At 60.2% G+C, this 22,845-nt stretch carries 19 protein-coding genes; 7 read left to right on the top strand and 12 right to left on the bottom strand.

What is annotated here, in order from left to right; genetic code table 11:
- Positions 1-10: 10 nt before the first annotated feature.
- From algG to yaaA, 7 genes are all read right to left on the bottom strand, one after another.
- Positions 11-1,600: a mannuronan 5-epimerase AlgG gene (algG, locus tag AC30D9_RS20610; RefSeq protein ID WP_134925697.1), complete on the bottom strand. Its 1,590-nt coding sequence runs from the start codon at positions 1,598-1,600 to the stop codon at positions 11-13.
- A 26-nt stretch (positions 1,601-1,626) separates the two neighbouring features.
- The gene (locus tag AC30D9_RS20605) at positions 1,627-3,117 is read right to left on the bottom strand and encodes an alginate export family protein (protein WP_109754936.1); all 1,491 of its coding nucleotides are present in this window, start codon (positions 3,115-3,117) and stop codon (positions 1,627-1,629) included.
- A 5-nt stretch (positions 3,118-3,122) separates the two neighbouring features.
- A complete protein-coding gene (gene algK, locus AC30D9_RS20600; RefSeq protein WP_134925696.1) occupies positions 3,123-4,607 on the bottom strand; it encodes an alginate biosynthesis TPR repeat lipoprotein AlgK in 1,485 nt (494 codons plus the stop codon).
- A gap of 15 nt (positions 4,608-4,622) precedes the next feature.
- Positions 4,623-5,792, bottom strand: a complete 1,170-nt coding sequence (locus tag AC30D9_RS20595) for a PilZ domain-containing protein (RefSeq protein ID WP_490144748.1) — start codon at positions 5,790-5,792, stop codon at positions 4,623-4,625.
- 35 nt (positions 5,793-5,827) lie between these two features.
- A complete protein-coding gene (alg8, locus tag AC30D9_RS20590; RefSeq protein WP_373459239.1) occupies positions 5,828-7,309 on the bottom strand; it encodes a mannuronan synthase in 1,482 nt (493 codons plus the stop codon).
- Positions 7,310-7,409: 100 nt separating this feature from the next.
- Positions 7,410-8,726, bottom strand: a complete 1,317-nt coding sequence (locus tag AC30D9_RS20585) for a nucleotide sugar dehydrogenase (protein ID WP_057448969.1) — start codon at positions 8,724-8,726, stop codon at positions 7,410-7,412.
- Positions 8,727-9,537: 811 nt separating this feature from the next.
- A complete protein-coding gene (yaaA, locus tag AC30D9_RS20580; RefSeq protein ID WP_134925693.1) occupies positions 9,538-10,317 on the bottom strand; it encodes a peroxide stress protein YaaA in 780 nt (259 codons plus the stop codon).
- Between the two features lie 282 nt (positions 10,318-10,599).
- Here yaaA and AC30D9_RS20575 point away from each other — a divergent pair, with 282 nt between their 5' ends.
- The 6 genes from AC30D9_RS20575 to AC30D9_RS20550 all read left to right on the top strand — a co-directional run bounded on the left by AC30D9_RS20575 (position 10,600) and on the right by AC30D9_RS20550 (position 15,932).
- Positions 10,600-11,724, top strand: a complete 1,125-nt coding sequence (locus AC30D9_RS20575; RefSeq protein ID WP_490144747.1) for a polysaccharide deacetylase family protein — start codon at positions 10,600-10,602, stop codon at positions 11,722-11,724.
- A gap of 338 nt (positions 11,725-12,062) precedes the next feature.
- Entirely contained in the window at positions 12,063-13,457 is a 1,395-nt protein-coding gene (locus AC30D9_RS20570; RefSeq protein ID WP_109754781.1) for a PhoH family protein, read from the top strand.
- Between the two features lie 260 nt (positions 13,458-13,717).
- Positions 13,718-14,191 (top strand): cyclic pyranopterin monophosphate synthase MoaC, encoded by a 474-nt coding sequence (moaC, locus tag AC30D9_RS20565; protein ID WP_134925691.1) that lies wholly within the window; start codon positions 13,718-13,720, stop codon positions 14,189-14,191.
- Positions 14,188-14,430, top strand: a complete 243-nt coding sequence (gene moaD, locus AC30D9_RS20560; protein WP_134925690.1) for a molybdopterin converting factor subunit 1 — start codon at positions 14,188-14,190, stop codon at positions 14,428-14,430. The genes moaC and moaD overlap by 4 nt, the downstream gene beginning before the upstream one ends.
- A 3-nt stretch (positions 14,431-14,433) precedes the next feature.
- Positions 14,434-14,886 (top strand): molybdopterin synthase catalytic subunit MoaE, encoded by a 453-nt coding sequence (gene moaE / locus AC30D9_RS20555; RefSeq protein WP_134925689.1) that lies wholly within the window; start codon positions 14,434-14,436, stop codon positions 14,884-14,886.
- A 269-nt stretch (positions 14,887-15,155) separates the two neighbouring features.
- Positions 15,156-15,932 (top strand): ABC transporter substrate-binding protein, encoded by a 777-nt coding sequence (locus AC30D9_RS20550; RefSeq protein ID WP_134925688.1) that lies wholly within the window; start codon positions 15,156-15,158, stop codon positions 15,930-15,932.
- Between the two features lie 128 nt (positions 15,933-16,060).
- Here AC30D9_RS20550 and AC30D9_RS20545 read toward each other — a convergent pair whose 3' ends face one another.
- From AC30D9_RS20545 to AC30D9_RS20525, 5 genes are all read right to left on the bottom strand, one after another.
- Positions 16,061-16,687 (bottom strand): helix-turn-helix transcriptional regulator, encoded by a 627-nt coding sequence (locus AC30D9_RS20545; RefSeq protein ID WP_490144746.1) that lies wholly within the window; start codon positions 16,685-16,687, stop codon positions 16,061-16,063.
- An 88-nt stretch (positions 16,688-16,775) separates the two neighbouring features.
- A complete protein-coding gene (locus AC30D9_RS20540; protein WP_490144745.1) occupies positions 16,776-17,903 on the bottom strand; it encodes an NAD(P)/FAD-dependent oxidoreductase in 1,128 nt (375 codons plus the stop codon).
- A gap of 147 nt (positions 17,904-18,050) precedes the next feature.
- Positions 18,051-18,998 carry an ornithine cyclodeaminase family protein gene (locus tag AC30D9_RS20535; RefSeq protein ID WP_490144744.1) on the bottom strand — a complete coding sequence of 316 codons (948 nt, stop codon included), beginning with the start codon at positions 18,996-18,998 and terminating at the stop codon, positions 18,051-18,053.
- Positions 18,999-19,121: 123 nt separating this feature from the next.
- Positions 19,122-20,585 carry an ATP-dependent RNA helicase RhlB gene (gene rhlB / locus AC30D9_RS20530; RefSeq protein WP_490144743.1) on the bottom strand — a complete coding sequence of 488 codons (1,464 nt, stop codon included), beginning with the start codon at positions 20,583-20,585 and terminating at the stop codon, positions 19,122-19,124.
- 98 nt (positions 20,586-20,683) lie between these two features.
- Positions 20,684-21,340, bottom strand: coding sequence for an alpha/beta hydrolase (locus tag AC30D9_RS20525; protein WP_134925678.1), 657 nt, complete (start codon positions 21,338-21,340; stop codon positions 20,684-20,686).
- Between the two features lie 473 nt (positions 21,341-21,813).
- On the opposite strand from AC30D9_RS20525, the gene AC30D9_RS20520 reads away from it, so the two are divergent.
- The gene (locus tag AC30D9_RS20520) at positions 21,814-22,845 is read left to right on the top strand and encodes an amino acid ABC transporter substrate-binding protein (protein ID WP_134925677.1); all 1,032 of its coding nucleotides are present in this window, start codon (positions 21,814-21,816) and stop codon (positions 22,843-22,845) included.

The raw sequence follows: 22,845 nt of genomic DNA, 5'->3' as shown, positions 1-22,845 counted from the left end.
AAGGTCATCCTCAGTCCCGCATTTCGGTCTGGCGTTCGACAGGGTCGATCAGCACGGCTTTCTGCTGGCGCACCAGCAGGTCGAGAATTTCATCCTGGCGCTCGCCAAGGATCCCCGTGAAGCTGATGCCGCTGGATTTGGTCGGCGCGAGCATGGACACGCGGTACAACTCGACGCTCAACGGCGAGTCGATGGACAGCGGGCCGCTGCCGTTGGCAGCCAGTTCGCCGCCGACCACGATCAGCGAGACTTCGGCGTCGAACGGGTCGAGCTTGATGTCCCGGTCGGTATCGGACAGGTCCTTGATGTGACCGTAGATACCGGTCAGGCCGTTGGCCATGGATACGTTTTCGTAGAGGCGGATGTTCACGCTGTTACGAATGCGGATGCCGTGGCGTTGGTTGCTGATCACTTTGTTGCCCCACAGCAGGTTGTCAGCACTCTCATAGAGCGTGATGCCGTCGGTGTGGTTCTTGTAGATCTCGTTGTAGGCGATCAGGTTGTTCACACTGTTACGGTCGATCACCAGGCCCGAGAGTTTGTTGTCGTAGCTGCGGTTGTTGAAAATGAAGCTGTCGTTGACCTCACGGGAAATAATGATCCCGTGTTTCTTCTTGGTCCCGTAGACGGTGTTGTCGGCGATGATCAGCCGATGGGAACGGTCGTGGGGGTCGATGCCGTAGACGATGTTGTCTTTGTAGGTATTGCCCTTGACCACGAAGTCGCGGGTCTCGTAGCAGTAGAAGCCGTACCACATGTCCGAGAACTCCGAACCGATGATCCAGCCAGTCGGTTCTGGACGCTTGAGGACCTTGGCCATGTTCGGCGTGTACTGGGAAATACTCACCCCGTACGACTTACTGTTGGCGTAGCCGAAGCTGGCCATCTTGGTGTTGACGACGTAGGTCTCGGTGCCGCCCCAGGCTAGCAGGAACGGCCGGAACTCCTTGGGCGAGCGGAACGTGGCGGGGCCATTGTCCTTTTCACGCCAGCCGGTGACCTTGGTGTCGCGAATGAACATCTGGCCATCGTTGACCAGGAACGCACCGCCCTCCTGGGACAGGCGCAGTTCCTGGGTCTGTTTGTCGATTTCCAGGATGCCTTTCTGGCCGACCACGATCGGAATCTTCGCCAGGTAGACACCCGGCGAAGTCTGGATGATGTACTTGGGCTGTTTCTTGGCCAGTTCCTTGAGGTTCATGTAGCCATCGTCGACGAAGATGGCCTGTGGGATGCCGTGCTGACGCACCACCCACTCGGCCATCTTGTTGTCGCCGCCGATGAAGTCCTTCAAGGCGTTTTCCTGCATCATCCGACGTACGCTGACTTTGCCTGGCTTGGTCCGCACGATTTTTGCCGCGACCGCTTCGGCGGTGTAGCCGGAGAGGTCGGGCAGGGTCGGCTTGGCCAGTTCCAGTGGCGCGGTCGGCGCACTGTTGACGGTGTAGGTCTTGGCTCGTTGCAGTTCTTTGACCACTTTGCCCGGCTTGACCACCGGTTCAACGTTGGCGAACGCCGGCGAGCCGGCCAGCAGCATCGCTGCGACCAACAGGCTGATCGAACCTTTCATCGCCTGGCTGTTCCTGAGGTAGCGGTTCATTTCGGGCACTCCCATGGCCATTCGCATCAGAAGCGCCAGATCACGTCGACAAAGGCGCGATGCATGTACGAATCGACCTCTTTGCCGTAGGCGTCGCCTGGCTTGAACACGCCGCCACGAAAGCGCACCAGCGCCGACGGCTCATCAATTGATTGACTCAGCGCGGCCGGCAGCAGGCCTTGCTTGAAGTACTTGGTGACCACCAGGTCGACTTCCTGGCCCAGGTCCTTGTTACCGTCACGCAGCGGCAGGGACGAGGTGGACAGAATCGCGCCCGTCACGTCGTCGGTGTTGTTTTCCACGGCGTTGATGCCGTTGCTGCCCACCGGCTTGTTGCCGTCCACGCGCCAGAACTTGTGGTACACCAGGCTGGCGTCGTATTCGTCACGCAGTTGCCAGGAACCGAACAGGCTGGCGCTCTGGGTGTTGGCCATTTCGCCACGGAACGCTTCGCCGAAACGGTGCACGCGCGAGCGGGTGCCGGTGAAGTTCGAGCGGTTGCTTTGCAGGCCGTTCTGTTCGTAGTCCTCGCTGGCACGGGCATAGGCCGCGCCGACTTGCCATTGCGGGTCCAGACGCAGGCGGATACCCAGGTCGGTGGCCCAGCCATCGACGTCATCGCTGTGCTTGGCTTGCGCCGGGCGCGTACCGTCGGCGTTGAGCGGGTTGACGGTGTCACGATCACCGGTCATGCCGGTCAGGCTCGCCCAGTAGTTGACGGTGTTGGTGTTGCGCCAGTTGTAGGCGTCGCTGTTGGCTTCCAGGCCCAGCCAGGTCAAGTCACCGTTCTGGGTCTTGTCCAGGGTGTCGGTGGGTTCGCCCGGGGTCGGGTAATCGAGGCTGCCGCTGTCGTGGGAATGGTGGGCACGGATACCGGCCCACTGGCCGGGCATCCACTGGTAACCCACGTCGCCGTAGACGTGCAGGCGGTCCTTGTCCTTGGGGGACAATTCTTTCAGGTCGGTGCGGTATTCGCTGAAACGTTCGGCGACGCCGAGGTTGGCGCGCAGCAGCGTGGTGTCGAAGGTCCAGTTCAGGGCTTCGATGTTGGTGTCGCGCCATTGACCGTCGTCATTGCGCAGGCGCTGGCGACCGAACTTCAACTGCTCGCCTGGGTAAGGGGTCAGGCCACGGTAGCCAATCCAGAACTCGCGCATGGCCAGGTAGCTTTTCTTGGCTTCGCGATCGCCGCTGTCGGTTTCCTGGGTGCTGCCATCGGACTGTTGCAGGGTGTCGGTCTCGATGATATCGCTGGACGTCACGGCCTGGGCCATGGCGTAGGCGCTCCAGGCACCGCTTTCGCTTTCGCCGTAGACCCACGGACGCAAATCCAGGCCGACACCGTTGACGTCGCCACCGCTCTGGGTACCGAGGTCACGGTCATCTTCGGACTGGCCGGTGATCTTCACTTCCAGGCCGAAGTTCTTGGTATCGGTCAGGGCCGCCAGGGTCGGGCAGGACCACAGCAGGGCACAGGTCAGGCCAATTCCGGCCTGCACAAAAGGATTGAGCTTCAAAGGCTTCATAGAGGTTCCTCGCCGTCATCTTCTTTTAGGGCTTGCAGTTCCAGCGTATCGGGGCTCATCGAGCCGCGAATGGCCTGCTCTTGTTGTAGCAGGCGTTGGGCTTGTGCAAGTTGTTGCGGCGGTAATTGTGTTTCGAGGGTCTGGGCAAGTTCGATCGCTTGCGGGGTGTTCTGCGCCTTGGCCAACTGGCTGAAGACATAGGCGTTGACCGGGTTGGGCTTGGTGCCCTTGCCCTGGGAGAACAGCTGGGCAATGGCGAAATCGGCGCTGTTCTGGCCGTTGCGGGCGGCCTTGAGCAGGTGGTCCAGGGCTTTTTGCGGGTACACCTGGCCCAGATAACCGCGGCGATAGATCTGGCCGAGGTAGTAGTCGGCGGCCACTTCGCGGCCAACGGCTTTCTGGAAATGCTCCTCGGCGACCTTGGCATCGGCCGGAACCCACTTGCCTTCGTAGTAGAGCTTGCCCAGCAACAGCTCGGCGCGAGGCTGGTCGGCGGCGCGGCCGTTTTCCAGGTACTGCATCATCTTGTCGACGTCACCCAGTTCCGGGAAGTCGTAGAGCAACTGCGCCAGGCTGACCCAGGCAGCGGGGTAGCCAGGGGCGATGCCTTCGAGCAACGACTGGGCGGTCTTTTCATCGGTCTTGCCCAGGCTGGCATCGGCCAGGACACGGGCGACACTGTCCACGCGCTGGGCGGACACGACGCCACGGGCGTGACCGTCCTGCATCTGCTTGAGCAACGCGGCCTGCTGTTCCGGCTGGCCGCGTTTCTGATAGACCGTGGCCAGTTCGACGTAGCAAATGTCCGTGGTCGCCAGCGCGGCCTTGCAGACCTTCTCGACTTCGTCCAGGTGCTGGTCGTAGGTGCCCTGGGTGCGATAGAGCAGAATCTGCGCCAGGCCCGCTTCCGGGTAGCCGGCGCTGCGCCATTGGCTGATCTGCTGCTGGGCGTTGACGTTCGGGAAACTGTGGGGGTATTGCAGGTACAGCATCGCCAGCGGGATCAGGGTGTTGCCTTCACCGTTGGCGAAGGCTTTTTTCAACAGACCTTCGGCTTCGTGTTTTTCCGCTTCGGTGGAGCCCGGCTTGGCCACCAGCAGGCGACCCAGGCGCGCCTGGGCCCGGGGCGAGATATCGGCCGCAGCGCGATAGGTCGCCTCGGCTTTTTTCATCTGCTCCGGATCACGGCTGTCCACCTGGATATCGGCCAGGCCGACCTGGGCTTCGCTGTAGCCCAGGTCTGCCAGTTGCTGATAGTTCTGCTGCGCCAGCGCCGTGTCGCCGCGCTTGAGGGCTTCGTTGGCCAGGCGTTGATCGGGCAGGCCGGCGCAACCGGCCAGGCTGACGGCCAATGCCAGGGCACAGAGTGTTCCCATGTGGGAACGAGCTTGCGGCATATCATCCTGACCGCGTTGATCCTTTCGCGAGCAAGCTCGCTCCCACAGGGTCTGTGGGGTGTTAAGGATTTTTATAATGGTCACGGGCATATCCTCGACTTAAAGACCGACGGCCATGGCTTTGTCGATCAGCCAGTTCAGGTTCGGGCCACGGTCGCTGGTGACTTCTACCGGACGGCCGGCCAGCGAGCTGTCCAGGGGTTCGTCAGGTTGGATCAACACACGGATATCGGAAGACAGGTCGGCACTTTTCAGGCTGGTGCTGCTGACGATCTTGCCGGTACGGGTGCCTTCTTCGCCGGCGACCTGGAAGTTGACCGGCGTACCTGGGCGCACGTCGCCGAACTGGCGATAGGAGAAGCGCGCCTCGACGTTGGCTTCGGTGCCCCGTGGAACCAGTTGGAAGATCACATCGCCCTTGCTGGCGTACTGGCCGTTGGCGACCAGTTGCTGGGCCACGATGCAGTCGCACGGAGAGGTCAGGGTGCCGGTCATTTGCTTGCCGAACAGCTCCTCGACCTTGGCTGGCTGCAACTGGTTGTCATCCAGGTGACCCTTGAGCACATCGAGCATGCTGGTGCTGAAGGTCGCCAGCGGGGCGCCTTTGGCGGCCACACCGTCGGCCTTGACCAGGCTCTGCACGGTGCCGTCGCGCGGCATGGTGATGGCCGTGCCCGGTACGTTCACCAGGCCCGCCTGGGCGTGGCTGACGAAGTACATGCCGTACACCGATTTGAAGATGAAGCCGAATGCCGCCAGGCCGACGAGGAAAATCGCCAGGCTGAAGGTCACGGCCCGCAGGCGGCCCAGGGCGCTCATGCCGCCGGTTTGGTCCTTCTGCTTGCGCGCCTTGGTGAAGTTGTCGCGCTGCAGAGTCGCCAGTACGTCGCCGACGCCGACGATGTCACCGGCCAGGTGCGAAGTGATGATGTGGCGCAGTGTCGAGATGTCCCGAGGCTCCAGGTTCTGGAACTGGCAACCGGTACGACCGGTCTCGCGGTCGTAGGAGCGGATCTGCAGTTCCACGTCCATGGCCAGGCCAAGGTTGTCGATCACGAACTGCAGGCGGCCCTTATAGGACTCCCCGACCTTGAGCGGCATCTGGCCGGCATTGAAGCTCAGGCCACCGGCGGACAGGTCCAGGACCTTGACTTCCATGGGCGTACGGTCGGGGCCGAAGAAGCGCAACTTGGCCGGGATTTTCACTCGGGCGTGTTGGCGCTGGGCTTCGGATTCATGCACTACGTTGACATTCACGGCGGTGTTCATAGGGGCGATTTCCTAGTTAATTCATTCAAGTCCGGTCAGACCATCGTCAGCAGCACGGCGACAAAAATGCTACCGGCGGAGAAGGTCATGGTCCGAGACGACCAAGTGTTGAACCAACGTTGAAAGCTGGCGAGATCACGGGTCAGTGAGGTGGGCTGGCGGGTCCAGGACTGCTGGTCAAGGCGGAAGAACACGTAGATCTTCACCAACGCGCCGACGATCTGGTTGTAATAAAGAATCGCCGGGTAGGCAGGGCCGATCTTGTGTCCGGAGCACGACAGCAGCAAAGTCAGGATCAACCGGGTGATGCCGATCCATAGCAGGTACACCAGGATGAACGCGGTGCCGTACTTGAAGCTGGCGATCAGTGCCACGGTCAGGCCCAGCAGCGAGGTCCACATCGACACGCGCTGGTCGAACAGCACCACCGAGGTAAACAGGCCCAAACGCCTCATGCCCAGGCCAAGTGCCCGGGAGTTTTGCCGCAGGTTGTTGCCGTACCATCGGAACATCAGCTTGCGACTGGCCTTGATGAAGCTCTTTTCCGGCGGGTGCTCAACAGTGTTGATTGCCGCGTCAGGCACATAGAATGTGTCGTAGCCCAGTCGCATCAGGCTGAACCAGCTCGACTTGTCATCACCGGTGAGGAACTTGAAGCGACCCAGGCGCCAGTGTTGCAGCGAGTCGCTTTCCACGTCGGCGATGAAGTCCGGGTTGGTCACCACGGTGGCGCGGAACACCGACATACGGCCGGTCATGGTCAGCACGCGCTTGGACAAGGCCATGGAGCACATGTTGATGTGCCGCTGAGCGAAGCGCAGTTTGTGCCACTCGCTCATGATGTAGCCGCCGCGCACTTCGCAGAACTCGTTGGTGGTCAGGCCGCCGACGTTGCCGAACAGCTGGAACCACGGCACGGTCTTGCGTACGACGCCTTCGGCGAGCACGGTGTCGCCGTCGATCACCGCAACCACGGCGCGGTCGTCCGGCAAGTGACGGGAGATGGCGCGGAAGCCGTAGGCCAGGCCGTCACGCTTGCCAGTGCCGGGAATGCGCACGAAGTCCAGCTTGACCCGCTCTGGCGGGTTCATGCGGGCCCAGAGGCTCTTGACCAGCAGTTCGTCGGACATTTCCACGATGGAGCAGACCACGGTGGTGGGCAGCTCGCAGTCGATGGCTTCGCGGATTACCGAGCCATACACCTGGGCAGTGGTCAGCGCATCGATCCGGAAGCTGGTGACCATCAGGTACACGTGGGACGGATCCGCCGCCTTGCCCAGCTTGCGTACCTTGCGGCGCAGGTGTGGGTAGACGATGTACAGGAAGATCATGCCGCGCACGAAATGCGTTGCTCCCATGGAGTAACGCCAGATGCCCACGGCGCCGATCAGGAAGATGAAATCCTTGGATTCGGAGTCGAACGTGGACGTGGGCAGCGCCATGGCGATGCCCATCAATAAACTCAAGTAAAACAGCCAACCGGCGGCCTGAAGCAGGCCGTGCTTTAGCCTGTGCATAATCTGCATCCGTCTCTATCTCGGGCGGGCCTTGTGGGCGGCCCGATGGGTTAAGGCAGGCGAAAGGCCGGCCGGGGCATGCCCCGGCCGGCAAACAGACTTACCAGCAGATGCCTTCGGTCCGGCCACTCGGGTTGGTGGCCTTGGACATGAAGCCGACCAGGTCGATGACCTGCTTGCCTTCCGGTACGTTTTCGGTCAGCGCGCGGAACTTCTCGTCGCGGTTACCCAGGATGATGATGTCGGAGCTGTCGATCACCGAGTCGAAGTCGGCGTTGAGCAAGGACGAGACGTGAGGAATCTTCGACTCGATGTAATCCTTGTTCGCACCGTGGACGCGAGCGTATTCGACGTTGCTGTCGTAGATCTTCAGGTCGAAACCCTTGCCGATCAGCATTTCCGCCAGTTCCACCAATGGGCTTTCACGCAGGTCGTCGGTACCGGCCTTGAAGCTCAGGCCCAGCAGGGCGACTTTGCGCTTGTCGTGGCTGGAAACGATGTCGAAGGCGTTCTGCACCTGGGATTCGTTGCTGCGCATCAGCGAGTTGAGCAGCGGCGCTTCCACGTCCAGGGAACCGGCGCGGTAGGTCAGGGCACGAACGTCCTTGGGCAGGCAGGAGCCGCCGAAGGCGAAGCCTGGGCGCATGTAGTACTGGGACAGGTTCAGGGTCTTGTCCTGGCAGACCACGTCCATCACTTCACGGCCATCGACGCCGACAGCCTTGGCGATGTTGCCGATCTCGTTGGCGAAGGTCACCTTGGTGGCGTGCCACACGTTGCAGGTGTACTTGATCATCTCGGCGACGGCGATGTCCTTGCGGATGATCGGTGCGTCGAGCTCTTCGTACAGCGATTGCAGAACGTCGCCAGAGGCTTTGTCGAACTCACCGATAACGGTCATCGGCGGCTGGTCGTAGTCTTTGATCGCGGTGCTTTCGCGCAGGAACTCAGGGTTGACCGCGACACCGAAATCAACGCCGGCTTTCTTGCCGGAGCAGTCTTCCAGGATCGGGATGACAACGTTTGCCACAGTGCCCGGCAATACGGTGCTGCGAACCACGATGGTGTGGCGGGTGGTCTTGTCACGCAGGACAAAACCGATCTCGCGGCACACCGCTTCGATGTAGTTCAGTTCCAGGTCGCCGTTCTTTTTGCTGGGCGTACCGACACAAATCATCGACAGGTCAGTATCGCGAATTGCCTCGGCGAAGTTGGTCGTACCGCGCAGTCGGCCTGTTTGAATGCCTTGCGCCAATAGCTCGCCAAGACCAGGTTCAACGATCGGCGATTTGCCGGCGTTGATCATGTCGATTTTGTCTTTGGCGACATCCACGCCAACTACATCATGGCCCCGTGCAGACAGGCAACCGGCACATACTGCACCGACGTAACCCAAACCAAATATGCTAATGCGCATCGCATTTACCTCTGTTTTTCACGCCATTAAATGGCCGGAGTTAATAGTGTTCAGCGGTCATAGTGCACTCGGAAGTGTGGAATGCAGGCGCCACAATGCCGTGTGCAGGCATACTAAGTTCCGAGTGTCTAAATAATTGCACTCAAGTTGTGCGCAAAGCGGCCTAGTTTGTTATGACCTGCCCTGTTATGCAGCCAGTTCCCGTTTTCAGGAACGCTCGTGCAAAAATCCTTCACTTCCGATCCCTGGCAAAAAGCCCACAAAATCAGAAGCTTGTGTGCTCGGGTGAGCACGTTGTAGGGGCGCAGCCTTGGCCTTGTAGGGGATAGTAATGGTGCGTTATCTCCTGTCCTTTATAAGATGGATCCAAATAGGCGACCGTTTCACTAAATTGCCATGACAACTTGGTTACTTGGATCGACGGCCTATGTAAGTCATCTCTTACACGCACGGCGAGAATCGTTACGGGTGGTATGAGCCGTGCAATTTCACATAGTTCCGATCCGCTCATCGCGATTTTCGAAATTTTTCGAAATATTATCGAAGATGGCACTGCTCTCAATATGATGGCACTTGCCGTTTCGTCCTTTATTAATGGGCAGTTAGGTGGCTGAGATATTTTTGTGCCACTACCGATGAAAAAAATCGGTGCCACTACGCAAAAAACTGACGAGTGTCGAGTGAAAGAAAAGTTAGCGAGAGAGTGGGGCGGCTTATTGACGCCATGAAACTGGCGAAGTGGGCGAGGAAGTAAGATGACAATCGGGGGTTGATTGAAGCCCCCGATCAGGAGGCGATATAAGGTTATGCCTTAATCGGGGGCATGATCACGTAGGAAAACCAGTTTGTCCCGGCTCGACTGTTGTGCGTTGAAGCGATAGCCCTGCACATCGAATTGGCTAAGTGCCGCAGGGTCGTTGATCCGTTCCTGAATCACGAAACGGCTCATCAGTCCCCGGGCTTTCTTGGCGTAGAAACTGATGATTTTGTACTGGCCATTTTTCAGGTCGCGGAATTCGGTATCGATGACGCGCGCTTTCAGTGCGCTGCGCTTGACCGCCGAGAAGTACTCATTGGACGCCAGGTTCAACAGGACGTCATCGCCTTGTTCGGCCAGGGCTTCGTTCAGCCATTCGCTAATGCGTGTACCCCAGAAAGCGTAAAGGTCCTTGCCCCGGGCATTGGCCAGCTTCGTGCCCATTTCCAGGCGATAGGGTTGCATCAGATCCAATGGCCGCAGCAGGCCATAGAGGCCGGAAAGCATGCGCAGGTGTTGCTGGGCGTAGTCGAAATCGGCTTCGTCAAAGCTTTGCGCATCCAGGCCCGTGTACACGTCGCCCTTGAAGGCCAGCAACGCCTGCTTGGCGTTGGCCGGGGTGAACGCCGGCGTCCAACTGCCGAATCGTGCGGCATTGAGGCCGCCGATCTTGTCGGAGACGTGCATCAGCTCGCTGATCTGTGCCGGCGAGAGTTCGCGCAACTGTTCGATCAACTCCTGGGAATGATCCAGGTACTGCGGCTGGGTAAAACGCTCGGTGGCCGGCGGTGTTTCGTAATCGAGGGTCTTGGCGGGGGAAATCACCATCAGCATGCAATCGTCTCCTTGAGGGTGCGGCGATTCTAGGGGGTTGTCCGGGTGGACTCCAGCTATTGGGGTGATAGGTGATGGATGGGCGAATATTGACGGGCATGGTGAGGGTGCTGTGGGAGTTGTGGGAGCAAAGCGTGCTCGCGATTGCGGCAATTCGATTCTGAAGGGTCGCGTCGCTGCCATCGCGGGCAAGGCTTGCTCCCACAGAATTCCCTGACCACAAGGGGATTACACCAGGATCGGCTATGATGCCGCGCGGGTTTCGTTATGGAGACATCCCTTTTGCGTATCGCTCTTCTGTTATCGGCCTGGCTGTTGAGCCTGGGCGCCATTGCCGCGCCCAACGATGTCGCCACCCTGGATCGCAGCGCCTGGCCGGAACAACTCACCAGCCCGACGCTGTTCGATGTGGCCTCGCGGGCCGAAATCCTGATGTTCGCCCGGGTCTTGCTGGACGTCGATGCCATGGACGAAATCGCGCTCAAGCAATACCTGGGGCTGCGCACGGTCAATATGGCCTCGATCGACGCGCTTCGCGCCCGGCTGTGGCAGCGCTTGCTGGCCAGTTACAACTTTGCCCAGCGCAGCTGCGATCAGGACGCTTCCTTCTGTTACCTGGTCGAGGACATGGCGACCCTGCGCGAAGAAGCGCGCCGGTTCCATCTGGACGACGACTCCTATTACATCAAGTGGGCCGCGCCGAGCCAGATCTTTCATACCCAATACCGCGATGAACTGCTGCGTAAAGCCGCGCTTTTTCCGCAGACCAGCAGCGAAATCGAACGTTTCGGCGATTACGAGCGCAACGGCGAGGAGATGAACGACCGCCTGTTCCTGCTGACCTTCGACAGCGCCGCCAACGTTGCGCCGGACAACACCCCGTGGCTGACCGACTACCTGCGCAAGGCCAACATGAATGGCACCTTCTTCGTGCTGGGCAAGGACATCCAGGCGCGGTTGGAAGAGCGCTCGGTCAACAATCTCCAGGCGTTGTATTCGGGACAATGCGTGGGCGTGCAGGGCTGGGAGTTCCGCTCCCATAGCCATTGGCAGGACTGGCAAGACTCGGTCCGGCGCAGTGTCGAGCTGGTCAAGGGCAAGCTACCGGAAAATTACGTGCCGCTGTTCCGCCCGCCCCAAGGCCAGCGTCGTGGCGATGCGCAAGCGTTCTTCCGGCAGCAGGGCTTGCAAGTGGCGCTATGGGACATCGACCCCCTGGACAGCAACAGTCGGCTCAAGCCTGAGCAAAGCGCCCAGCGCGCACTGACCCTGATGCTGCTGTGGCGCCACGGGGTGATCAATTTCAATGCCAAGCAGGACGGGGTGAAAACGGCGTTGCCCTGGCTCATGACGCAGACGGCGCAAAGCGGGATCGGTTGGGCGGAGTGCCAGGAAGCGTTTCGCTGAAACCTGCAAAGGCCCGGAAACATTGGGGGAGGAGGAAAAAACGGCGCACATTCATGACAACCGGACTTCCGACTTTAACGGCGCAACGGCGGTACGCCAAGGGTTATTCGTCACTCTGAAAAATAAACTTCAAAAAAGCGTCAAAGTGCTTTTTCCTGTCATGGTTTTTGGAGTATCAAGAAGTCAGACCGCCGAAACCTGCAACACAGGTGGCGTCTTCCAAGACCCAGATTGTGTGCAGTTCACCTGAAAATCCTCGCGGGTGAATTCGGTGGCTACCTCGAGGCGCAGCACTGTCACGGTATTGCGTCGAATGGCCCCCACATAGGTGACCGAGTATGGATGACCACGGACGTAGCCTTTCCTCCAACCAGCCAATCCTCTATGTACTCGATACCAACGTATTGATCCACGATCCAAACGCACTCCTGAACTTCGAAGAACACCACGTTGCCATCCCGATGACCGTGCTCGAGGAGCTGGACAAGCTCAAGAGCGGGCACCACAGCGTTGCGGCCGAATGCCGGCAGGCGATCCGCCTGATCGACAAGACCCTGGGCGATGCCTCCCCTGAGGATGTAGAGCTTGGCGTGCCGATCCAGCGTGGCAAAAGTGGTCCCAAGGGCCTGCTTTCGATTTTGATGAGCAAGCGCACCGAACCCAACCTGGTGCTGCCTGAACACCTGAACGACAACATCATCATCAACCAGTTGATCGACCTGCACGCGCGCACCAAGGATCAAGCCGTGGTGCTGGTGACCAAAGACATCAACATGCGCCTCAAGGCCCGCGCCTGCGGGATCGCGGCGGAGGACTACAGCACCGACCAACTGGTCGACGACGTCTCGCTGTTGCCCAACGGCTACCACACCATGACTGGCTCCTTCTGGGACCGTGTGAGCAAGGTCGAGACCCGCCAGGACCATGGTCGCACCTGGCACCAGGTGCAACTGATCGACAACCTGCCGGCTGTACACATCAACGAATTCATCATCGACGAACAAGGATTCGTCGGCTGGATCAAGGAAATCCAGGTCGACAAGCTGCTGATCCTCGACCTGCACCAGGAACCTTTGCTGCACCAGGAAGCCTGGGGTCTCAAGCCTCGCGACATCTACCAGAGCCTGGCCCTGTTCGCCTTGCTCGACCCGGATATCCACCTGGTCAACCTGTCCGGCGCCGCCGGTTCCGGCAAGACCATTCTGGCCCTGGCCGCCGCCATCGAGCAGACCATGGTCAGCAAACGCTACCGGCGCATCATCGCCACCCGCAGCGTGCAGGGCCTGGACCAGGAGATCGGTTTCCTGCCCGGCACCGAAGCGGAGAAAATGGAGCCGTGGCTGGGGGCGATCACCGACAACCTCGAAGCCTTGCACATGGATGACGAAAGCACCCATGGCAGCGTCGACTACATCCTCAGCAAAGTGCCGTTGCAGTTCAAATCCCTCAACTACATTCGCGGGCGCAGCTTCCAGCAGAGCCTGATCCTGATCGACGAATGCCAGAACCTCACCCCGCACCAGATGAAAACCATCATCACCCGTGCCGGCGCCGGTTCCAAAGTGGTGTGCCTGGGTAACCTGGCGCAGATCGACACCCCTTACCTGTCCGCGACCAGCTCCGGGCTGACCTACCTGACCGAACGCTTCAAGGACTTCCCCAACGGGGTCCACATCACCCTGCAGGGCGTACCGCGCTCGATCCTGGCCGAATACGCCGAATCCCATCTGTAACCCCAGGCAAACCGGACGGCCTCAAGGTCGCCCGGTTTTTTACCCTGTCACCATAAGCCCCTGTGGGAGCGAGCCTGCTCGCGATGACGGTGTGCCAGCCACATATTTTTATCTGATACACCGCCATCGCGAGCAGGCTCGCTCCCACAAAGGGATCTACGGTGTTCAGCAAATTACAGGCCGCCGTGGGTGCGACAATCAACCCTGCCGGAATCTGACCCACAGGTTTACAATCGACACTCCCGATCAGGAGTAACCCTGTGCTGACTCATCTCGATTCCCAAGGTCGCGCCAACATGGTCGACGTGACCGACAAGGCCGTGACGTTCCGTGAAGCCACGGCCGAAGCCTTCGTACGCATGCTGCCCGATACCCTGCAGATGATCGTCAGCGGCGGCCACCCCAAGGGCGATGTGTTTGCCGTTGCGCGCATTGCCGGTATTCAAGCGGCGAAAAAAACCAGCGATCTGATCCCGCTCTGTCATCCGCTGATGCTCACCAGCGTCAAGGTCGAACTCAATGCCGAGGGTGAGGAGCGCGTTCGCATCGTTGCCCGTTGCAAACTGTCGGGGCAGACCGGTGTGGAGATGGAGGCACTGACCGCCGCCAGCGTTGCCGCGCTGACCATTTATGACATGTGCAAGGCCGTGGATCGCGGCATGACCATCGAAGGCGTGCGGGTGCTGGAGAAACTCGGCGGCAAGAGCGGCCATTTCCAGGCGGATGCATCATGAAAATCAACGTGAAATTCTTTGCCCGTTACCGGGAAGCGCTTGGCGTGGACTCGGTGAAGGTGGAAGGTGATTTTGCCACGGTCGACGATGTGCGCGAGTTGCTCGCCCAGCGTGACGGTGCCGAGGTGCTGAAGGAACAAAACCTGATGTGCGCGCGCAATGAAGACCTATGCCAGCTCGACGAGCCGCTGCTGGACGGTGACGAAGTGGCGTTTTTCCCCACCGTGACCGGAGGCTGAGCCATGGCGATTCGTGTGCAGGCCGAGCCGTTCGATCCGGGCGCCGAAGTCAACGCGATGCACGCGGCCAATGTCGGCGTGGGGGCGGTGGTGAGTTTTGTCGGCTACGTGCGTGATTTCAATGACGGCCTCGAGGTGTCCGGGATGTTCCTGGAGCACTATCCGGGCATGACCGAAAAAGCCCTGGGCAAGATCGCCACCGAGGCCGAGCAGCGCTGGCCACTGCTCAAGCTGGAAGTCCTGCACCGCATCGGTGCCCTGGAGCCGGGCGAGCCGATCGTCTTTGTCGCGGCCGCCAGTGCCCATCGCCAGGCGGCGTTCGACGCCTGCGCCTTCGTCATGGACTACCTCAAGACCCGCGCGCCGTTCTGGAAGAAGGAAAACACCGTCGACGGCCCGCGCTGGGTGGAAGGGCGCGACAGTGATCATGCGGCGGCGGATCGCTGGAAGCAGTAGGCAGCCTGTCAGTCATTTGGAGGCTGTGAGTCCGCCTTCGCGAGCAAGCCCGCTCCCACAGGGAATCTGTGTCGTACACAATATTTGTGCTCAACGCAGGGCCTCTGTGGGAGCGGGCTTGCTCGCGAAGGGGCTATCAGCCTTCCATCATTCTCCCGCTTTACCCAATTGACGATATGTACATTAAAGTCCAGTATGGATTTATAAGTACAAAATAGTCGCGTCCACCTTTCTCTGCCAAACCAACAACAACCCGCGAGAGATCGATCATGAAAAAACTCCCCCTCATCACCGGCCTGGCCTTGAGCCTGCTGGCCTCCAGCAGCCTGTTCGCCGCCGAGAAGACCTTGCGCATCGGCATCGAGGCGGCTTACCCGCCGTTTGCTTCCAAGACCTCGGAAGGGAAGATCGAAGGGTTCGACTACGACATTGGCAATGCCCTGTGCGCGCAGATGCAGGTCAAGTGCGAGTGGGTCGAGGGTGAGTTCGACGGCCTGATCCCCTCGCTGAAGGTGAAGAAGATCGACCTGGCGCTGTCGTCCATGACCATCACCGAAGAGCGCAAGAAATCGGTGGATTTCACCCACAAGTATTACTTCACCTCATCCCGGCTGGTCATGAAAGAAGGCGCGGTGGTCGATGACCAGTACGCCAGCCTCAAGGGCAAGACCGTGGGCGTGCAGCGGGCCACCACCACTGACCGTTATGCCACCGAAGTCCTCGAACCCAAGGGTGTGATCGTCAAGCGCTACAGCAACAACGAAGAAATCTACATGGACCTGGCGTCCGGTCGCCTGGACGCGATTTTCGCCGACACCATCCCGCTGGAAGACTTCCTGTCGATGCCCCGTGGCAAGGGCTACGCGTTTGTTGGGCCGGAACTCAAGGACCCGAAATACGTCGGCGAAGGCGCGGGTATCGCGGTGCGCAAAGGCAATACCCAACTGGTAGCGGACTTGAACAAGGCCATCGATGGGATTCGGGCCAATGGGAAGTACCAGGAGATCCAGGCCAAGTATTTCAAGTCAGACATCTACGGCGACTGATACATCGCCTTCGCGAGCAAGCCCGCTCCCACATTGGATCTTCGTAGGACATAAATCTTGTGTTCAGCGCAAATCCCTTGTGGGAGCGGGCTTGCTCGCGAAGGCGTCAGCAAAGGCAACCCAAAACCTCAGCCCTTCAACTCCTTCAAATGCTTGTAAACCGTCGCCCGCCCCATGTTCAGCACATTCGCCACGTAGTTGGACGCGCTCTTGCCCTTGAACGCGCCCTCGGCGTGCAGCGCCAGTACCAGCTCGCGTTTGTGGTCGCGGGTCAGCAGGTTCAGGCTCAATTGACGTTCGCGCATCCAGGCGTGCAGGAAGGTGTTGATCCGCTCCTGCCAGTCATCGCGAAACAGTGAGTCCGGCTGCGGGATCAACTTGTTCGGCGACAGGAACAGGTCCAGCGCGGCCTTGGCATTCTCGAACAGCGAAATATTCAGGTTGATGCACAGCACCGCCAGCGGATGCCCGTTGGTGTCACGCAGTACGCTGCTGAGGCTGCGAATCTTCTGCCCGTCCCAGTTCAGTTTTTCGTAGGGCCCGATGTTACGTTCGCTGACGTCCTCGCTGAGCATGTCTTCCAGGGACGAATCGTCGCCAATCTCGCGCTTGGACAGGTTGTTGGCGATGTAGTCGACTTTCTGAGTGCGCAGGTCGTGCAACACCACTTCGGCGTGGGGATAGAACAGCGTGGCGATGGCGTCGGCGATGGTGCGGAAGTTTTCCAGCGCCGGATCGGGTTGCGAGGCGGTCATGACAGGGCTCCAGGCAGCGTCAGCGCCCCGTGAGACAGGGGCGCGGGGGAGTGTGCCGCAATCGTGGCGATGCGTCACCTGAGTGGGTTCACTCCAAGCGCTTGGGAGAGAGCATGGCGCTGCTCAGGCCGAAACGGGTCAACGCCTCGGGCAGCGGTTCGCCACGCACCAGCGCCGCGCTGGCCTGGCCCATCGCCGGGGAGGTCTGGATGCCGTAGCCACCTTGGGCCGCGACCCAGAACAGTCCGGGCACCTGTGGATCGAAACCGGACAGCAGGTCGCCGTCGTGGACGAAGCTGCGCAACCCGGCCCAGGTGCGGGTCGGACGGCGGATGGTCAAGGTAGTCGCCTCCTCGATCTGGTAGATGCCCATGGCGATGTCCAGCTCTTCGGGCTGCACATCATGAGGCTCCACCGGGTCGGCGTTGGCCGGCGAGCCAAGGAACATCCCGGCGTCGGGCTTCATGTAGAAGGATTCGTCCAGGCTCACCAGCATCGGCCAGTCATGGATGTCCACGCCTTCGGGCCCGGCGAAAATGAACGCCGCACGCCGCTTGGGTTGCAACCCAAGCTTCCGGGCGCCGGCCATTTCGGCCACCTGATCGGCCCAGGCGCCGGCAGCATTGATCAACACGGGGGCGCTGAAGGTCTGGTTGGCGGTCTTCACTTGCCACAGCCCCTGGTCATCGCGGCTCAGGCCCAGTACTTCGCTGTCGGTGTGCACTTGACCGCCGCTGCGACGGATACCGCGCAAGTAGCCCTGATGCAGCGCATCGGTGTCGATGTCGCAGGCCGTGGGATCGTAGATTGCCCCGTGGACCTTGTCCCGCCGCAGGATTGGCAGCCGTACGCAGGCTTCTTCGGCGCTGAGCAATTGCATCTGCGGCACCGTGGCCTTGGCGCTGAGGTACTGGTTGTTCAGCTCGGCCGGGTCACCGGTGAAGTCCACGGTCATTTCGCCCCGTGGGGTCAGCAAGGGGTGTTCGCAGAAGCCGGCCGGCGGTGCATCGAAAAAATCCCGACTGGCTTGGGTCAGCGCCCGCACCTGAGGCGTGCCATAGGCCGCGGTGTACAGCGCCGCCGAGCGTCCGGTTGAGTGGTAGGCCGGATGGGATTCGCGTTCAAGCACGATGACCCGGCCATGGGGCGCCAGCCAATAACCGGTGGAAGCACCGGCAATGCCGCCGCCGATGATGATGAAGTCTGCTGAGGTCATGAAGCTCTCCTGTCGAGCAACGGTGCCGGGAGTTCGTAGGAACCTGTGGGAGCGGGCTTGCTCGCGATAGCGGTGTGTCAGCCACCTATATCTATCTGATACACCGCCATCGCGAGCAGGCTCGCTCCCACAAGGGAATGGGGTGTGTCAGTGGTGAAGTCGGTAAAGCGCATTCGCCAGCGCAACGTCTTCCAACCCCAGGCCGATGGAACGGAAGAACACATGGCGTTGATAATCGGGACGGGTCACGTAGTCGCTGAGCAGTTCGGGCAAATCGCCGACGATTTTCGAAACATCCCAGCCGAACTGTTCGCTGGCTATCAGCATCTCGCCGGCCGAACCTGGGGTGGTCTGACGATAGTCGCAGAACACATCCATGTCGTTGAGGCTCTGTGGCGGCACTTCATGAGCGCGTGGGGCGTTGGTGCTGATGGAGGTGATCAGGGCCGGTTTGCTCAGGGTCTGTGGGTCGAGTACTGCCTTGGCGGACGAGGTGCAAAGCATCACCACGTCGGCGTCATGCAGCGCCGCTTCGAGGCTGTCAGCGATGTGCAGGCGCGGGTCCAGCTCGGTGATCGGCGCGAGCTCTTGTGCCGTTTTGCCCTTCAGGCTCGGTGAATAGAGGCAGATGTCTCGCCAGTCCCGCAGGTCCTTGACGTATTGCACGTGGGCCCGGGCCACCGCACCGCTACCGATGACCGCCAGGCGCCTGGCCCCGAGAGGAGCGAGGGCATCGACGGCGACAGCCGTGGTGGCGGCGGTGCGAGCGGTGGTCAGCTCGGCGGCATCGCACAGCAACAGCGGCTGGCCGGTCTGCATCGACATCAACAAGGTCCACGCGGTCACCAGCGCGCCTTGCTCGCGCACGATATAGGGCGAGGTCTTGACCCCGTAGACCTGGTCTTCAGCCAGCACGCCCAGATAGTTGATGAAATCTCCGGCGCCCTGGGGAAACACCACCAGTTGCTGGGGCGGCTGCACCGCTTGCCCGACGGCGAGATCGCGGAACAGCTTGCGCAGGATCCGCGGCACATCGACTTGCCCGAGCAGTTCTCGGGCCTGGGCTTGGGTCATCACATAGGGCGTGCTGGGCATGGGAGCTCCGTGATATTAATTAAACTAATTTGTCCATTATGGACTTTTAGTTTCTTCGAGCAATATCCCGAGGCAAAAAAAAGCGCAGCCTATCTTGGCTGCGCTTGTGTTCTGTGGAGACGGTTAAGGCCGCTTACGCTCAACCGCCCGCAACAAATGAGTCGGAGGCATTTCACAACTGATCTTGCGACCCAACAACGCCTCGATCGACGGCAACTGATAAGAATCATCCTCCCCCGCGAAGCTGATCGATACACCCGCAGCACCCGCACGCCCAGTACGCCCGATCCGGTGCACATAGTCATCCGGCACTTCCGGCAGGGTGAAGTTGATCACATGGCTGATCCCGTCGATGTGAATCCCACGGCCTGCCACGTCAGTAGCCACCAGCACACGAATCTTGCCTTCGCGAAAGCCTTCCAGTGTCTTGATACGCTTGTGCTGCGGCACATCGCCCGACAGTTGCGCGGCGTTGACGCCATCGCGCACCAGGCGTTCCTCGATGCGGCGTACTTCGTCCTTGCGGTTGGCGAAGACCATCACCCGTTCCCAGCCGTTGTCGTTGACCAGGTTGTAGAGCAGCTTGTACTTGTCGGCCCCGGCGACGGCGTAGATGTGTTGCTCGACGTTTTCGCTGGCGACGTTCTCGGCTTCGATCTCGACGATGGCAGGATCGGTGGTCCACTGCTTGGCCAGGTTCATCACGTCTTCGGTGAAGGTGGCGGAGAACAGCAGGGTCTGGCGTTCGCTTTTCGGTGGGGTCTGGCGAATGATCTGGCGCACTTGGGGGATGAAGCCCATGTCGAGCATGCGGTCGGCTTCGTCCAGCACCATCACTTCGACCATGTCCAGGTGCACGTCGCCGCGCTGGTTGAAGTCCAGCAGGCGGCCCGGCGTGGCGACCAGGATGTCGCAGTGGCGGGCTTCGAGGTGCTTGAGCTGTTTGTCGAAGTCCATGCCGCCCACGAACGTCATGACGTTCAGGCCGGTGTACTTGGTCAGGTCGGCGGCGTCCTTGGCGATCTGCACCACCAGTTCGCGGGTGGGGGCGATGATCAGCGCCCGTGGCTCGCCCATGTAGCGCTCTTTGGGCGGTGGGGTCTGGAGCAACTGGGTGATGATGGAAATCAGGAACGCGGCGGTCTTGCCGGTGCCGGTCTGGGCGCGGCCGATGGCGTCTTTGCCGGCGAGGGTGTAGCCGAGCACTTGCGCCTGGATCGGCGTGCAGTACGGGAAGCCCAGGTCCTGGATGGCATGCATCAGTTCCGGGGCGAGCTTGAAGTCGTGGAAGCGGGTCTTGCCTTCCTGGGGTTCTACGACGAAGTCTTCGAGTTTCCAGGCGACGACCGGCGGTTTTGGTGCGCGTTCGCGGCGTGGCTTGGGGGCTTCGCTACGTGGTTTTTCCGGTTCAGGGGCGCTGACAGGTTGGGCGGCGGGCTCTTTTTTGGCCTGTGCAACAGGGGCGGCGCGGCGCGGTTGTTGCGCATCGGTACGGCTCGGGCCTTGGGTCGGCGCAGTGGAGCCAGGCGCGAGTTGCTCGGCCTCGCTTTTACCGAACATCTTCTTGAGTGCTTTGAGCACGGTCATCTCATCGATTGGTTAAGGAATGTACGCCGGCCAGTGTAATGCAAGAAACGGGCGCGGCGTAGTGTGATGATCAATGCGTTGACCTGGCAATCAGGCCCTTAGCGCAACCGCTCGGCCAGCCAGGTGCCGATGTCGCGAATCTCCTCGGGTAACACTTCGTGGCCCATTGGGTATTCCTGCCATGTCACGGTGACACCATGCTGCTTTAAATACTCTTTCGCGGTGCGGCCCATCGGGTTGAGTACCACTTCGTCGTATTGCCCGTGCAGCGCCAGGACCGGAATGCGTTGCTGGCTGGCCGACAATTGCAGCTCGTCGCTGAAAGTCGGGGCATAAGTAGACAGCGCGATCACGCCGCCCAGCGGGCCCTGCCATTTCACGAAGGCGGTGTGATAGACCACCGCGCCGCCCTGGGAGAAACCCGCCAGGAAAATCCGCGAGGCGTCTATTCCGCTGGCTCGCTGGCTGTCGATCAAGTCAATGACCCGTTGTGCCGAGGCTTCGAGTTGCTGTTCGTCAATGGCCCGCGCCGGGCTCAGGGCACGGATGTCGTACCAACTGGGCATCTCATAGCCGCCGTTGATCGTTACTGGTTGGGTCGGGGCCTGGGGCAGAACGAAACGTGTGGTGAGCAGTTTTTGCTGCAGCATTTCGGCAACCGGCAGGAAATCAAAACGATCGGCGCCCAGGCCGTGGAGCCAGATTACGCACGCGTCGGCAGTGCTGCTGGGCTCGAGAATCAAGGGGTCGGACATGGCTGTGCTCCAAATCTGTGCGGGTGCGCTTAATCAGTGCGTGATTACAGTGCGTTCCCGGTGCCTCAGTTAATTAGATGTCGCAAAGTTGAAAGTTTTTGTCTTGACGTGTTTTACAAGGGCTAAGCGCAGCGGTCTGGTACGGGCTTTGCTATGGGGTAGCTGAGTGATGATTCTCACGCTACGCGGTAACACTATCAGTTAGACGCGCCGCATGGGATATCGGAAATCCGGTGATGGATGTTCGCCAATAGCCGCTACGGGGCTTCGCGAACGTGAAGGGCTACAGCCCGTTCGGCCGATTGGTGAGAAGTGAGCATGAACACTGATTGTGGGCGTTCTCATTAATAGACTCATAGCGAAGGTCCAGACGTCGGTTGACCCTAAAAAAAGCCAACAAGGGTCGGCAATGCCTCAAAAGGGTGCGACAGGACCCCAGCTCCGACACAACAAGAGCAAAACTGGAGGTTTGAATGAAGTTACTGAAATCCACCCTGGCTGTCGTGACTGCCGCAGCTGTGCTCGGTGTCAGCGGGTTCGCTCAGGCGGGTGCAACCCTGGATGCCGTGCAGAAGAAAGGCTTTGTGCAGTGCGGTGTGAGTGATGGCCTGCCGGGTTTCTCGGTGCCTGATTCGACCGGCAAGATCGTTGGTATCGACGCTGACTTCTGCCGCGCCGTTGCCGCTGCGGTATTTGGCGATGCGACCAAGGTCAAGTTCAGCCAGTTGAACGCCAAGGAGCGCTTCACCGCGTTGCAATCGGGCGAAATCGACCTGCTCTCGCGCAACTCCACCATGACCAGCTCCCGTGACGCGGGCATGGGCCTGAAATTCCCAGGCTTCATCACCTACTACGATGGCATCGGCTTCCTGGCCAACAACAAGCTGGGCGTCAAGAGCGCCAAGGAACTGGACGGTGCAACCATCTGCATCCAGGCCGGTACCACCACCGAGCTGAACGTTTCCGACTACTTCCGCGCCAACGGCCTGAAGTACACCCCGATCACGTTCGACACCTCCGATGAAAGCGCCAAGTCGCTGGAATCCGGTCGTTGCGACGTGCTGACCTCCGACAAGTCCCAACTGTTCGCCCAGCGCAGCAAGCTGGCTTCGCCGAAGGACTACGTGGTTCTGCCGGAAACCATTTCCAAGGAGCCCCTGGGCCCGGTCGTACGTAACGGTGACGACGAGTGGCTGGCCATCGTGCGCTGGACTGGCTACGCCCTGCTCAACACGGAAGAAGCCGGCGTGACCTCGAAAAACGTCGAAGCTGAAGCCAAGTCCACCAAGAACCCTGACGTCGCTCGTATGCTGGGCGCCGACGGTGAATACGGCAAAGACCTGAAACTGCCGAAAGACTGGGTCGTGCAGATCGTCAAGCAAGTCGGCAACTACGGTGAAATGTTCGAGCGCAACCTCGGCAAGAGCACTCCGCTGGAAATCGACCGCGGCCTGAACGCTCTGTGGAACGCTGGCGGCATTCAATACGCACCACCAGTGCGCTGA

Source organism: Pseudomonas sp. DF11 (assembly GCF_058148565.1).
Note: the sequence above shows the minus strand (reverse complement) of the source record. Positions and strands in the feature narration are given on the sequence as shown.